General features: G+C 69.9%; 12 protein-coding genes and 1 riboswitch. All 12 genes read left to right on the top strand.

Annotated features, from left to right (window positions below):
• The first annotated feature begins 73 nt into the window (after window positions 1–73).
• The 12 genes from JIX56_RS27905 to JIX56_RS27960 all read left to right on the top strand — a co-directional run bounded on the left by JIX56_RS27905 (window position 74) and on the right by JIX56_RS27960 (window position 14,266).
• On the top strand, window positions 74–913 hold the full coding sequence (locus JIX56_RS27905) for a glycoside hydrolase domain-containing protein (RefSeq protein WP_257544572.1): 840 nt from the start codon (window positions 74–76) through the stop codon (window positions 911–913).
• A 136-nt stretch (window positions 914–1,049) separates the two neighbouring features.
• Window positions 1,050–1,718: a SurA N-terminal domain-containing protein gene (locus JIX56_RS27910; RefSeq protein WP_257544573.1), complete on the top strand. Its 669-nt coding sequence runs from the start codon at window positions 1,050–1,052 to the stop codon at window positions 1,716–1,718.
• A 115-nt stretch (window positions 1,719–1,833) separates the two neighbouring features.
• The gene (locus tag JIX56_RS27915) at window positions 1,834–2,853 is read left to right on the top strand and encodes a nucleoside triphosphate pyrophosphohydrolase (RefSeq protein WP_257544574.1); all 1,020 of its coding nucleotides are present in this window, start codon (window positions 1,834–1,836) and stop codon (window positions 2,851–2,853) included.
• 42 nt (window positions 2,854–2,895) lie between these two features.
• A complete protein-coding gene (locus tag JIX56_RS27920) occupies window positions 2,896–5,049 on the top strand; it encodes a tetratricopeptide repeat protein (RefSeq protein WP_257544576.1) in 2,154 nt (717 codons plus the stop codon).
• Complete coding sequence (locus JIX56_RS27925) at window positions 5,046–6,335, top strand: cytochrome P450 family protein (protein ID WP_257544578.1); 1,290 nt, start codon at window positions 5,046–5,048, stop codon at window positions 6,333–6,335. The genes JIX56_RS27920 and JIX56_RS27925 overlap by 4 nt, the downstream gene beginning before the upstream one ends.
• Window positions 6,336–6,518: 183 nt before the next feature.
• On the top strand, window positions 6,519–7,529 hold the full coding sequence (locus JIX56_RS27930; RefSeq protein ID WP_257544580.1) for a LysM peptidoglycan-binding domain-containing protein: 1,011 nt from the start codon (window positions 6,519–6,521) through the stop codon (window positions 7,527–7,529).
• A 182-nt stretch (window positions 7,530–7,711) separates the two neighbouring features.
• Window positions 7,712–7,877, top strand: a riboswitch (cyclic di-AMP (ydaO/yuaA leader).
• A 4-nt stretch (window positions 7,878–7,881) separates the two neighbouring features.
• Window positions 7,882–8,562 (top strand): LysM peptidoglycan-binding domain-containing protein, encoded by a 681-nt coding sequence (locus tag JIX56_RS27935; RefSeq protein WP_257544582.1) that lies wholly within the window; start codon window positions 7,882–7,884, stop codon window positions 8,560–8,562.
• A gap of 406 nt (window positions 8,563–8,968) precedes the next feature.
• Complete coding sequence (gene eno / locus JIX56_RS27940) at window positions 8,969–10,255, top strand: phosphopyruvate hydratase (RefSeq protein WP_257544584.1); 1,287 nt, start codon at window positions 8,969–8,971, stop codon at window positions 10,253–10,255.
• Window positions 10,256–10,387: 132 nt separating this feature from the next.
• Window positions 10,388–10,870 carry an FtsB family cell division protein gene (locus tag JIX56_RS27945; protein WP_257544586.1) on the top strand — a complete coding sequence of 161 codons (483 nt, stop codon included), beginning with the start codon at window positions 10,388–10,390 and terminating at the stop codon, window positions 10,868–10,870.
• 35 nt (window positions 10,871–10,905) lie between these two features.
• Window positions 10,906–11,448: a DUF501 domain-containing protein gene (locus JIX56_RS27950; protein WP_257544588.1), complete on the top strand. Its 543-nt coding sequence runs from the start codon at window positions 10,906–10,908 to the stop codon at window positions 11,446–11,448.
• Window positions 11,445–12,386, top strand: a complete 942-nt coding sequence (locus JIX56_RS27955; protein WP_257544590.1) for a Ppx/GppA phosphatase family protein — start codon at window positions 11,445–11,447, stop codon at window positions 12,384–12,386. Before JIX56_RS27950 ends, JIX56_RS27955 begins: the two co-directional genes overlap by 4 nt.
• A gap of 494 nt (window positions 12,387–12,880) precedes the next feature.
• Window positions 12,881–14,266, top strand: a complete 1,386-nt coding sequence (locus JIX56_RS27960) for an NAD(P)/FAD-dependent oxidoreductase (protein WP_257544592.1) — start codon at window positions 12,881–12,883, stop codon at window positions 14,264–14,266.
• Window positions 14,267–14,532 lie beyond the last annotated feature (266 nt).

A 14,532-nucleotide genomic window follows, 5' to 3' on the forward strand; every position in this document is an offset into this window, starting at 1 on the left:
GGAGTTTCCCGAACGCGGAAGCGGCTCCGGTTGGCTGTGCGTACATCGAAGCGAACAAAGGGTGGGGCCACTCATGTCCAGCAAGTCCAGCCATCGGCAGTCGAGGAAGTTCAGATACGCCGCCTGGACCGCGGCCGGCGCCGCCGTCCTCGCCGGTGCCGGTCTCGCCGCGCAGAACTCCCTCGCCACCACCACCGCCTGGCCCGCCGCCAGGATCTACACGGGCCGCGCCTTCGACACCTGCACGGCCCCCTCCCTCGCCGCGATGAAGGCATGGAAGGGCGGCCTCTACGGCGCGGCGGCGGTCTACGTCGGCGGCAAGAACCGAGGCTGCTCCCAGCCCAACCTCACCGCCTCCTGGGTGAAGTCCGTCAACACCCTCGGCTGGAGGCTCGTCCCGCTCTACGTCGGCGCCCAGCCGCCCTGCCAGACCGGCTCCAGCCCCGAGGTGATCACCGCGTCGACCGCCGCCTCCCAGGGCGCCGCCGACGGAGCCGACGCCGTGGCCAAGGCCGCAGCCCTCGGCATGAAGCCGGGCAGCGCGCTCTATCTCGACATGGAGGCGTACGACATCACGGACACGGCCTGCGACAACGCCGTCCTCACCTACGTCCGCGCCTGGCACAAGGCGCTCGGCGCCAAGCAGTACCGCTCCGGCTTCTACGGCTTCAGCAGCTCCAGCGCCAAGTCCGTCGCCACCGCCACCGACCGCACCGACCTGCCGGGCAACCTCTGGTACGCCAAGTGGGACAAGGTCAACACGACGACCACCGACTGGCCGTACGACCCGAAGCTGTACACCGGGCACCACCGCGCCCACCAGTACATGGTCAACAGCAAGGAGACCCGCGGCGGCTACACGATCACCGTGGACCGCAACGCGTGGGACGCGCCCGTGGCGATCGTGGGCTGAGCCGGACGTGGCATGTGGCGGTGCCAAAGTCGACGTGAATCGTTGGTCGAATGGCTGGCCGAGAGCAGGGCCACTGCCTACCATCGATCACCGCAAGACCTTGTGCACCGCCGCACAATCTCCTCGGGAGGCCAACTTGCACCGCCGCCGTCGCACCGTGCTCCTCCTCTCCGCCGCGATCGCCGCCGCGGCCCCGCTCCTCACCGCCTGCGGAAACGATGCGCATCCTGGCGCGGCGGCCGTCGTCGGCGGTGAGCGGATCACGGTCTCGCAGCTGGAGAACCGGGTGAACGCGGTACGCGCCGCCCAGCGCGCCGCCAGCACCGACGAGACCCAGTACCAGCAGGTCGTCGCCCAGAGCAGCGCCCTCACCCGCAACACCCTCAACGGCATGGTCCTGGAGAAGGTCCTCGACCAGGCGCTCGACGACGCCGGCGTGACCGTCACCCGCAAGGACGTCCAGAAGTACCGTTCCGACCTCGAGAAGAACGCCGGCGGCGCCGAGGCTCTGGAGATGGCCTATCTGCAGCGCTACAACGTCGCCCCGGAGCAGCTCGAAGAGAGCCTCCGCAGCGACGTCGAGGTCCAGGAACTCTCCACCGCCCTCGGCGCAGACCTGAACACCCCGGAGGGCGGCACGGTCTTCTGGCAGGCCCTCTCCGACGCGTCCAAGAAACTCGACGTGGACCTCAACCCCCGCTACGGCAGCTGGGGCGTCGACCAGTCCGGCCGCGTGGGCCTGGTGGACGCAAAGACACCGTGGCTGCGGGAGGTCACACGGACGGGGACGCAGGAGACGGCTTAGCGACCCTATGGGCGCCCGGGTCCGCACCTCATGGCATGCGGGCGTCGGGCGGACCTGTTCCCGCGGCCTGTGGATAACTTCGGAGGTCGTCCGTGGCGTGGGTTACGTTCGTGGGGTGAACGCACACCGCCCCGACGGCGCCCCCGCCACCCCGGCCGCCGACACCACGGCCTCCGCCCCCGGCCCCGGCCGGGTCGTCCTGCTCACCACCAGTCACCGTGTCGCGCCCGGCCTGCTCTCCTGGCCCGCCTGGCAGGCGCTGCACGGGGCCGACCGCGTCCTCTGCGCGGACGGGGCGCACCCCCAGCTCCCCTACCTCCGCGAGGCCGGCATAACGGTCGAGCAGGCGACCGCGACGGCCGACGAACTGGTCGACGCCTGCGCCGGCGGCCGCACGGTGGTCGTCGTGGCCGCCGCCGAGGGCGAACCCCACCTCACGGACGGCCTGGCCCGCCTCGCCGGCTCCGGCCGCGTCCAGATGCCGTCCCTGGAACTCCTCCCCGCCTCCTACGACCTCCCCGGCGCCCGCCTCCTCGACCTCGTCCAGGTCATGGACCGCATCCGCGCCGAATGCCCCTGGTCCTCCCAGCAGACCCACAAGGGCCTGACCAAGTACGGCATCGAGGAGGCGTACGAACTCGTCGAGGCCATCGAGGAGGGCGACCGCGAAGAACTCCGCGAGGAACTGGGCGACGTCCTCCTCCAGGTCGTCTTCCACGCCCGCATCGCCGAGGACGACCCCGACACGCCCTTCTCCATCGACGACGTAGCCGCCGGCATCGTCACCAAGCTCATCCACCGCCACCCCCATGTCTTCGGCGACGCCACGGCCACGACCCCGGAGGAGGTCAAGGAACACTGGCTCCGCACGAAGGCCGTGGAGAAGCGGCGCGAGTCGGTGACCGAGGGCATACCCCTCGGCCAACCGGGCCTCGCCCTGGCCTCGAAGCTCGCGTCCCGGGTGCGTACGGCGGGCCTGGACGTCCCGCTGCCGGTCGGCGAGGGCCCCGGCTACGAACTCCTGGCGATGGCGGTACGAGCCGAGGCGGCCGGAGTCGACCCCGAGGCGGCGCTGCGGGCCGCGGCCCGGGCGTACCGGGACGCGGTGCGTGCTGCTGAGGGGCTGGACGCTTAGTACCGTTGTCCTTACGACTGGTTGCGACGCGTGGGGGCTTGTGTGGAGCGGGAGTCGGAAGACGAGACGGGTGAAGAGCGCTCCGTGGAGGCCGGCGGCAGCAGGTCGGTCGCTGCCGGGGGCAGCATAGGCATGGCCGTCACCGGCGACGGCGCCACGGTCAACACCGTCTCGGGCGGAACCTCAGACGGCTCCGTCATCCAGGCCGGCTACATCGCCACGGCCTCGACAGGGCCTCAGTACACCGGTGACCACTACGACTTCCGGGACGCCGAATTCCACGACAAGGTCGTCGCCCGGGAGAACAACCACACGGAGAACAACTACTACGGCACCGTTCCTGCCCCGGCCGACTGGCGGCCGGTGGCCGATGTCGAGCCCTGGGAGCTCGGCGTCAGCGCGACACTGCACATACCCGGGCAGCCCGACATACCGCCGTACGTCCCCCGCGACTGCGACGAGGACCTGCGGGCCAAGCTCGCGCACAGCGGCCTGGTGCTGATCCTGGGGGAGCGGTACGTGGGCAAGTCGTACACGGCGTGGCAGGGCGTGCGGTCGCTGGACGGCTATGTGTTCTACGCGCCCCATCACGGCGAGGACCTGCGCGACCTGCTCGCCGCGTTGCAGGGCAGGCCCGGCAAGTACGTGATCTCGCTGGACGAGTTGACCGATCACCTCGGTGAGGGCGGCCTGGAGCCGAGGCTGTTGCGCAAGCTCACCGGCCTCGGGGCGATCGTGCTCGGCACCATGCGCCCCGACGAGTACTACCGCCGCCGGACGCGGACCGCCCCCGGCGACCGTGTTGTGGCCACGGCCCGCACGGTACGACTGCCCCGCGAGTGGACCGACGCCGAGCTACGGCGGCTGTCGCACCTCGACGACCCGCGCGCCTACCCGGCCTACATGTGGAGCGGCAAGGAGGGCGCCGCCTCGTACTTCGCGGTCGGCCACCTGCTGTTCGACGAGTGGCGGCGAGAAGGGACGAGGGACGAGCATCCGCGTGGACAGCTGTTGGTGAGGGCGGCGGTGGACCTGGCACGATGCGGCGTGACGGGCGCCGTACCGGCCGACCTGCTCAGACGGGTCCAGGAGCAGTACGGGACGGAGGAGCGCGAGTCGTTCGAGGACGCCCTCGCGTGGGCGACGACACGCATGTTCGGGGTGTCGGGACTCCTCCTGGCCGGGGAGGAGGCCGGCACGTGGCGGGCGTACGGCGCGCTGGTGGCGGAGGCGCTGCGGTCGGAGGATCTGGACCCCGTCCCGGACGGGGTGTGGTGGCTGCTTCTCGACGAGGCGCAGGCCGGGGCGCGGATCGACCGGGACGCCGTCCTGGAGGCGGCCCGTGCGGCGCTGCACCAGCGGTTGGAGGCGGGGGACGTAGAGCTGATGTTCGCCTTCGCGGACCGCGTCGGGGGCGGTGAGAGCGAGGAACTGCTGCGCCGGGCGGCCGAGGGGGGACACCCACGGGCGGCCGAAGCCTGGGCGAGGCATCTGCTGGACAGCGGCGACGAGCCGGCGGCGCTGCCGTATCTGGAGGCCGCGGCGGAGAGCGGAAGCGTCAGCGCGGCACGCGAGACGGGGCGGTTGCACCGGGAGCGTGCGGAGCGGTGGTTGTGGAGGGCGGCCGAGAGCGGTGACGCCGAGGCGGCGCACCGTCTGGGTGACCTGCTCGTCGGTAGCGGAAAGACGAACCAAGCCCTCGGGTGGTACGTCAGGGCGTTTGACGCGGGTCGGGAAGAAGTCGCGACCAGCCTCGGCCGGCTGATGTTCTACCGGCGCAACATGGACGACGCGAAGCTCTGGTTCCGGCGTGGTGTCGCCCTTGAGGACCCGGCCGCGCTGTACGGCCTCGCCCTCGTTTTCCAGGTGTCGGGCGATCTGGACGCGGCGCAGCAGATGTATCGCGAGGCCATGAAGACCGGCCATCTCAACGCGCGCCGGAATCTGGCAACTCTTCTCCTGCGCACTGGTGCCGTCGAGGAGGGAGAGAGGCTCCTTCGCGAGGCCATGGCGCAGGAGGAGGAAGGAGGCTGGGCCGCGTACGCGCTGGCAAAGCACATGGAAGGGGAGGAAGCGCTGGAAGAAGCAGGGCGGTTGTTCCATGAAGCCGCCCGGCAAGGTCACTACTTCGCGAAGATCCGGCTGGGCGAACTGCCCGCACCGCGGAAAGACGCGCCCGCTACCGTCGACGAGTGACCAACCAGCCCCCCGCCCCGCCCCCGGCCCCCGCTCTCTTCACCTGGGAATTCGCCACCGACCCCTACCCCGCCTACGCCTGGCTCCGCGAACACGCCCCCGTGCACCGCACGAAACTCCCCAGCGGCGTGGAAGCCTGGCTGGTCACGCGCTACGCCGACGCCAAGCAGGCCCTCGCCGACGGACGCCTCTCCAAGAACCCCGCACATCACGACGAGCCGGCCCACGCCAAGGGCAAGACCGGTATCCCCGGTGAGCGCAAGGCCGAGTTGATGACGCATCTGCTCAACATCGACCCGCCGGACCACACCCGCCTCCGCCGCCTCGTCTCCAAGGCGTTCACGCCCCGCCGGGTCGCCGAGTTCGCCCCCCGTGTCCAGGAACTCACCGACCACCTCATCGACCAGTTCGCGGACCAGGGCGAAGCCGACCTCATCCACGACTTCGCCTTCCCGCTCCCCATCTACGCCATCTGCGACCTGCTCGGCGTCCCCCGCGAGGACCAGGACGACTTCCGGGACTGGGCGGGCATGATGATCCGGCACGGGGGCGGGCCGCGCGGCGGCGTCGCGCGGTCGGTCAAGAAGATGCGCGGCTACCTCGCCGAACTCATCCACCGCAAGCGCGAGGCGCTGCCCGACGCTCCCACCCCCGGCGAGGACCTCATCTCCGGGCTCATCCGCGCCTCCGACCACGGTGAGCACCTCACCGAGAACGAGGCCGCGGCGATGGCGTTCATCCTGCTGTTCGCCGGGTTCGAGACGACCGTCAACCTCATCGGGAACGGCACGTACGCCCTTCTCACCCACCCCGAACAGCGCGCCCGCCTCCAGGCATCCCTCGCCGCCGAGGAGACCGCGCTGCTCGAAACCGGCGTCGAGGAACTCCTCCGCTACGACGGCCCCGTCGAACTCGCCACCTGGCGCTTCGCCACGCAGCCCCTCACGATCGGCGGGGAGGACATCGCCCCCGGCGACCCCGTCCTCGTCGTACTCGCCGCGGCCGACCGCGACCCGGCCCGTTTCGACGACCCCGACACCCTCGACCTCTCCCGCCGCGACAACCAGCACCTCGGTTACGGCCACGGCATCCACTACTGTCTCGGCGCCCCCCTCGCCCGCCTCGAAGGCCAGACCGCGCTGGCGACGCTCCTCACCCGCCTCCCCGATCTACGACTCGCCGTGGATTCGGCCGATTTGAGGTGGCGCGGAGGGCTCATCATGCGGGGATTGCGCACGCTTCCGGTGGAATTCGTCGCGCGGAAGCAGCCCGTGAGTGGTCTGTGAGCGGCCCGTAGCAGTACCCCATTCCGCGCCAGGAGATGACACTCTCTCAGCTCTGTGATCTTCACGTGATCTGCGCTGCATTAACTTGTGACAACTGATCGACTGCCGATACGTTCACACGTCAGTGCGAAGGGCCACCACACCCGTCGCACAGGCCCCTGCTGTCGCGTGAAAGGCAACCGCATGCTCTCCGGGAACGGTCGTCACCGTCGCCCCCGTCAGGCTCCGGCCCTCCTCGTCGCGGCCGGAGTGACCGGCTCGGCCATCGCCATCCCACTCCTCGGCGCCACCGGCGCGAGCGCGGCCAGCGGAACCACCTGGGACCAGGTGGCGGAGTGCGAGAGCGGCGGCTCGTGGAGCGCGGACACCGGCAACGGGCGTTATGGCGGCCTCCAGCTGACCCAGGCGAACTGGGAGAAGTACGGCGGCCTCGACTATGCGACGAGCGCCGACCAGGCCAGCCGTTCGCAGCAGATAGCGATCGCCGAGAAGGTGCTCGCCGACCAGGGCGTCGGTGTCTGGTCCGTCTGCGGAGTGCTCCACAACCTCGCCGGTGACTCCGGTTCCGCCGACGTGGACACCGGCGCCGCGGACGGTTCGTCGAACTCGGACAGTTCATCCGGATCATCCGATACATCCGGTACGTCTGATTCATCCCGTTCGACTGACTCATCTGAATCATCGGACTCGTCCGCGAATGTCATCGAAGGCTCCACCAAGGCCGACATCGACTCGGATGACTCCACCGGTTCCGGCAGCGACACCTCGAAGGGGTCCGACAGCTCCTCCACTGACGACTCCGAGAACGACAACTCGGACAACTCGGGGCAGAGTGATGACTCTTCCGCCGCCGAGGACACCGAGAACGGCACCGGCCGCCACCGCGGCACCAGCGCCGACGAAAGCACCGATGCCGACGCGGACGCGGCCGGCGACTCCCGTACCGGCTCCCGTGCCGACTCCTCGTCCTCCGGCCGTCACGCATCCCGCGGTGGCGACGCGGCGCGCGAGGCCGTGGACGGCTCGTACACCGTCCGGGCGGGCGACAGCCTGACGGGCATCGCGAACTCGCTCGGGCTGGACGGCGGGTGGCGGGAGCTCTACGCCGAGAACGAGGGCACGGTCGGAACTGACCCGGACCTCATCCTTCCCGGTCAGACCCTTGAAGTCGGCGTCGAAACGGGCGAAAAGTAGCGGGAGTTCGGGTCGGGGTTCGCCCCTGAATGTCGGATTTGATCTCGGTGGGAGATGAATCACAGACCCCCTGATCGTCTTTGATATTCGGCGAATCACGTGTTTACGGTCGTGACCGCTCGCCACAGCGGGCCCCTGCGGTCGGTACGCCGAATCCTGCCAACGGCCGCATGGAACAGTCGTCGCGTCAAGCGCCGTAGGCAGGAGCGGGGGACCCAAGGTAAGTGCCGCACCGGGCAGTTGACGGAGCGGCTTGGGGTGAAGCCACGCCTCCCACGGAGGAGTGGCCGGGCAACTCAACCGGCCCGAACCCGACAGCTCACCTCGCAGGCGTCGGTGAGGGGATCTCTCCATGCTGTTTTCCAGCAAGGGCAAGCACCGCCGCCCGTCCAAGGCTGCTCGCGCCATCGCCGTCGCCGGTGTCACCGGTGCCGCCGCGATCGCCGCCCCGCTGATGGTCGCCGGCAGCGCCTCCGCCGCCACCGCTTCCGAGTGGGACGCCGTCGCCCAGTGCGAGTCCGGTGGTAACTGGTCCATCAACACCGGCAACGGCTACTACGGCGGCCTGCAGTTCTCGGCCTCCACCTGGGCCGCCTACGGCGGTACGCAGTACGCCTCCACCGCCGACCAGGCGAGCAAGGCCCAGCAGATCGCGACAGCCGAGAAGGTCCTCGCGGGCCAGGGCAAGGGTGCCTGGCCGGTCTGCGGCACCGGCCTGTCCAGCGCCTCGTACGACGGCGCCGCCGCCTCCAGCGGCAACTCGAACTCCGGCTCCTCGCAGGAGAGCACCCAGGAGAGCACCCAGGAGACCCGCGCCTCCCGCTCCTCCGAGCGCGCCACCGTCGAGACCCCGACCGGCAAGAAGGTCAAGAAGGGCGACGGCGAGTACAAGGTCGTCAGCGGCGACACCCTCAGCGCCATCGCCGAGAAGGAGAACGTCGAGGGTGGCTGGGAGAAGCTCTTCGAGCTGAACAAGGACATCATCGACGACGCCGACTTCATCTTCCCGGGCCAGCAGCTCCACCTGAGCTGACCCGGCATGGCCGGACCGGGTGTGGCCGGGCTGAGCTGGGCCGAAAAATGGCCGCTCCCCAGCTGAACCACAGCCCGCTCACATCCGTGTCCTCCATAGTGAAGGCCTCGTGAGGGCCGTCCCCCCGTCCCCACGAGCTCCCCGCCCCGGTGCGCATTCCCCCGTACGCACCGGGGCGGGGTTTTGTCTTTCCCGCGGGGCCCCCTTTCCTGCTCACTCCTCCTGTTCACCCCTCCTGTTCACCCCTCCTGTTCACCCCTCCTGTTCACTTCTCGTGTTCACCCCCGCTTTGTTCCGGATGGGAACAATGGATACCGTCTGTCTGCCCATGGGGCGGTCGGTCGGGTGTCGACGGCTCCGGGGCGGTTAGGCTCTAGTCGCCATCGCGTCACATCCCAAGAAGGAGATGCTCGTGCCGTCCATCGACGTCGTCGTAGCCCGGGAAATCCTGGACTCCCGAGGCAATCCCACGGTCGAGGTCGAGGTCGGCCTCGACGACGGCAGCACGGGTCGTGCCGCCGTTCCGTCCGGCGCCTCCACGGGTGCCTTCGAAGCCATCGAGCTCCGTGACGGCGACCCCAACCGCTACCTCGGCAAGGGTGTCGAGAAGGCCGTCCTCGCCGTGATCGAGCAGATCGGCCCGGAGCTCGTCGGCTACGACGCCACCGAGCAGCGTCTGATCGACCAGGCGATGTTCGACCTGGACGCCACCGACAACAAGGGCTCCCTCGGCGCCAACGCCATCCTCGGCGTCTCCCTCGCCGTCGCCCACGCCGCCTCCGAGGCCAGCGACCTGCCGCTCTTCCGCTACCTGGGCGGCCCGAACGCGCACCTGCTGCCCGTTCCGATGATGAACATCCTGAACGGCGGCTCGCACGCCGACTCCAACGTGGACATCCAGGAGTTCATGATCGCCCCGATCGGCGCGGAGTCCTTCTCCGAGGCCCTGCGCTGGGGCGCCGAGGTCTACCACACCCTCAAGAAGGTGCTGAAGACCAAGGGCCTGTCCACCGGCCTCGGCGACGAGGGCGGCTTCGCCCCGAACCTGGAGTCCAACCGCGCCGCCCTCGACCTCATCGTCGAGGCCATCAAGCAGGCCGGTTACGTCCCCGGTGAGCAGATCGCGCTCGCGCTCGACGTCGCCGCGTCCGAGTTCTACAAGGACGGCAGTTACGAGTTCGAGGGCAAGTCCCGCTCGGCCGCCGAGATGACCGAGTACTACGAGGAGCTCGTCTCCGCGTACCCGCTGGTCTCCATCGAGGACCCGCTGTACGAGGACGACTGGGACGGCTGGAAGATCATCACCGACAAGCTGGGCGACAAGGTCCAGATCGTCGGCGACGACCTCTTCGTCACCAACCCCGAGCGCCTGGCCCGCGGTATCGAGGAGGGTGCCGCCAACGCCCTGCTCGTCAAGGTCAACCAGATCGGCTCGCTGACCGAGACCCTGGACGCCGTCGAGATGGCCCAGCGCAACGGCTTCAAGTGCATGATGTCCCACCGCTCCGGCGAGACCGAGGACGTCACCATCGCGGACCTCGCCGTCGCCGTGAACTGCGGTCAGATCAAGACCGGCGCCCCGGCCCGCTCGGACCGCGTCGCCAAGTACAACCAGTTGCTGCGCATCGAGGAGATCCTCGACGACGCCGCGGTGTACGCCGGCCGCAGCGCCTTCCCGCGCTTCAAGGGCTGACACCGCCGCCGCACCAGCAGGACGGCAAGTAGGAAGCGTCGTACGTACGTCCCCGTACTCGGTCCCGTACCGTGTGCGGGGACGTACGCACGTGCACGCAGGAGAAGGCAGCGGAAGAAGGGGAAGCGGGACATGGCCGTGAAGGACCGGGACCGGGACCGTTTCTCCACCGCGACCCGGCTGAAGCTGCTCGGTGAGCAGACGGCGGCCCGGGTCTACCGCTCCCAGACCAAGCGCCAGGCCCGCCGCTCCCGGCTGACCGGCCGGGCCGCCCTGCTCGCCCTCGTCCTCTGCTCGCTGATCGTGGCGCTCGCCTATCCCATAAGGCAGTACGTCTCCCAGCGCGCCGAGATCGCCGACATGCAGCGGCAGCGCGAGGAGGCGCGCGAGCGGGTCGAGGAGTTGCGCGACCTCAAGGCGCGCTGGCAGGACGACGCGTACGCCGAGCAGCGCATCCGGGAGCGGCTGCACTATGTGATGCCGGGGGAGACCGGCTACACGATGATCGACCCGGACGCGGCGAAGCAGTCCCGTACGACGCAGGGGGCGGCCGACCGCCCCTGGTACACCAATGTCTGGGACGGGGTCGACAAGGCCGACGCCGCCGACCAGTGAACCGACCAGAGCTCTAGAGAGATTTACTTACAGGCATGCAGACGCCCCCGCCGCCCACCCCGCGCACCGAGCCCACCGACGCCGACGTCGAGGCCTTCCAGCAGCAGCTCGGACGCCCGCCGCGCGGGCTGCGCGCGATCGCGCACCGGTGCCCGTGCGGGCAGCCGGACGTCGTCGAGACGGCCCCGCGCCTGCCGGACGGGACGCCCTTCCCCACGACGTACTACCTGACGTGCCCGCGCGCCGCCTCCGCGATCGGCACGCTGGAGGCGAACGGCGTGATGAAGGAGATGACGGAGCGGCTGGCGACGGACCCCGAGCTGGCCGCCGCGTACCGGGCCGCGCACGAGGACTACATCGCCCGCCGCGACGCGATCGAGGTCCTGGAGGGCTTCCCGAGCGCGGGGGGCATGCCGGACCGCGTGAAGTGCCTGCACGTCCTCGTGGGCCACTCGCTGGCCGCGGGCCCCGGCGTCAACCCGCTGGGCGACGAGGCGATCGAGATGCTGCCGGAGTGGTGGGCGAAGGGCCCGTGCGTGGTGCCCGCGCCGGAGCCCGCGAAGGAGGCCGGCAAGTGACCCGGGTCGCCGCCGTCGACTGCGGTACGAACTCCATCCGGCTCCTCGTCGCCGACGCGGACCCGGCCACGGGTGAACTCGTCGAGCTGGACCGGCGGATGATCATCGTCCGGCTCGGCCAGGGCGTCGACCGTACGGGCCGGCTGGCCCCCGAGGCGCTGGAGCGGACCTTCGCGGCCTGCCGGGAGTACGCGGCGGTCATCAAGGAGCACGGCGCCGAGCGGATCCGCTTCGTGGCGACCTCGGCCTCCCGCGACGCCGAGAACCGGGGCGAGTTCGTCCGCGGGGTGCTCGACATCCTCGGCGTCGAGCCCGAGGTGATCTCCGGCGACCAGGAGGCCGAGTTCTCCTTCACGGGCGCGACCAAGGAACTGAAGGGGCGCGCCGACCTCGCCAAGCCGTATCTGGTCGTGGACATCGGCGGCGGCTCGACCGAGTTCGTCGTCGGCGACGACCAGGTGGCCGGCGCCCGCTCCGTGGACATCGGCTGCGTACGGCTGACCGAGCGGCACCTCGTACGGGACGGGGTCGTCGTCGACCCGCCCGGGCCGGAGCAGATCGCCGCGATCCGCGCCGACATCGAGGCCGCGCTGGACCTCGCCGAGCAGGGGGTTCCCCTGCGGGAGGCGCACACCCTCGTCGGTCTCGCCGGCTCGGTCACGACGCTGTCCGCGATCGCCCAGGATCTGCCCGCGTACGACTCGGTCGCCATCCACCACTCCCGGATCCCGTACGACCGCGTCCGGGAGATCACCGAGTGGCTGCTGCGGTCGACGCACGCCGAGCGGGAGGCCGTCCCGTCGATGCACCCGGGACGCGTGGACGTGATCGCGGCGGGTGCGCTCGTGCTCCTGTCGATCATGGAGCGGATCGGGGCGGCGGAGGTCGTGGTGAGCGAACACGACATTCTGGACGGAATCGCCTGGTCCGTGGCGTGAGTGCCGGCTTGAGGCCCGGGCGGGTTCCGCTGCCCTCCCTGCGCCCCGGGGGCACTTGTGAGCATGTGTTTACTACTCGCCGGTAGCCTCGCCTGAGCTGTTCGGATAACGTATGAGCGCGTCCGAGGGGTGCTCCGGCACCCCTCGTCGACTCGCCGCCGAGAAAGTTCGTGAAGTTCTTCACAAGAGAATCGGCCCTGTTGAGCGATGTTTTGAGGCTGTGCAGAGCCTGCGCGGGCTCCGGGGGGTCAACGGGGCGTCCCCGAGGGGGTCTCACGGGGGTCTCGTCCGTGTGAAACCGGAGGGCGGTTCAGAGGGGTCGCGGGCCCGGAACGGCAGTTCACGCGGCATTGACAACGGTCGGTCTCAGAGGTCGGTTCCCCTGGTCGCCCATGACCTGTGCAATGGGGGTCGCGCAGTGTAGCAGAGGGCGTGAGGAAGCTTGTGAAGGGGCGCACGAGCGACCCCCCGATGGCGGGTACATACTCGATGGCATGAGCACCACGGAGCGTCCCAGGATCCTCGTAGTAGGCGGTGGGTACGTAGGCCTGTACGCAGCTCGGCGCATTCTCAAGAAGATGCGCTACGGCGAGGCGACCGTCACGGTCGTCGACCCCCGGTCGTACATGACCTACCAGCCCTTCCTCCCCGAAGCCGCCGCCGGCAGCATCTCCCCGCGGCATGTCGTCGTCCCGCTGCGACGCGTGCTCCCCAAGGCGGAGGTTCTCACCGGTCGGGTCACCACCATCGACCAGGACCGCAAGGTCGCCACCGTCGCGCCGCTCGTCGGCGAGGCGTACGAGCTGCCTTTCGACTACCTGGTGATCGCGCTCGGCGCGGTCTCCCGCACCTTCCCGATCCCCGGCCTCGCCGAGCAGGGCATCGGTATGAAGGGCATCGAGGAGGCCATCGGCCTGCGCAACCACGTGCTTGAGCAGCTCGACAAGGCCGACTCCACGACCGACGAGGACGTCCGCCGCAAGGCGCTGACCTTCGTCTTCGTGGGCGGTGGCTTCGCCGGCGCGGAGACCATCGGCGAGGTCGAGGACATGGCGCGCGACGCCGCGAAGTACTACAAGAACGTGTCCCGCGAGGACATGCGCTTCGTGCTCGTCGACGCCGCCGACAAGATCCTCCCCGAGGTCGGCCCGAAGCTCGGCCTGTACGGCAAGGAGCACCTGGAGGGCCGTGGGGTCGAGGTCTACCTCAACACCTCCATGGACTCCTGCGTCGACGGCCACGTCGTACTGAAGAACGGGTTGGAGGTCGACTCCAACACGATCGTCTGGACGGCCGGCGTCAAGCCGAACCCGGTCCTCTCCCGCTACGGTCTGCCGCTCGGCCCCCGCGGCCATGTGGACGCGGCGCCGACCCTCCAGGTCACCGGCACCGACTACATCTGGGCCGCGGGCGACAACGCCCAGGTCCCGGACGTCGCCGCCCGCAAGGCCGGCGTCGAGAACGCCTGGTGCCCGCCGAACGCGCAGCACGCGCTGCGGCAGGCCCGGGTCCTCGGCGACAACGTGGTCTCCGGCATGCGGGGCTTCCCGCAGAAGGAGTACGCGCACTCCAACAAGGGTGCGGTGGCGGGCCTCGGCCTCCACAAGGGCGTCGCGATGATCGTCATGGGCAAGATGAAGATCAAGCTCCGTGGCCGCCTCGCGTGGTACATGCACCGTGGCTACCACGGTCTGGCCATGCCGACCTGGAACCGCAAGATCCGCGTCTTCGCCGACTGGACCCTCGCGATGTTCCTCAAGCGCGAGGTCGTCTCGCTCGGCGCGATCGAGACTCCCCGCGAGGAGTTCTACGAGGCGGCCAAGCCGGCGCCGGTCGCCGCCGCTCCGGCCAAGACCGAGGAGAAGGCGAAGGCCTCCTGACCCTCCCGGTCACCCCTCTGCTCGACCTGAAGGACCTCCCGCCATCCGTGGTGCGGGGGGTCCTTCGGCGTTGCCGAGACTCTTCGGTCTGTTGGCGCGGGAGAGCTCGAGGGGTGGGGTGCGTTGGCGGGTGCGGGTGGGTGGGGGGCTGGTCGCGCAGTTCCCCGCGCCCCTAAAAGATCAGGCCCTGCGGGCCTGAAAAGCGACGGGTCCGCGGGCCGAAAAGCACGGGGGCGCAGCCCCTGCTTTTCAGGGGCGCGGGGAAC

Source organism: Streptomyces sp. CA-210063, from assembly GCF_024612015.1.
Lineage (GTDB): Bacteria > Actinomycetota > Actinomycetes > Streptomycetales > Streptomycetaceae > Streptomyces.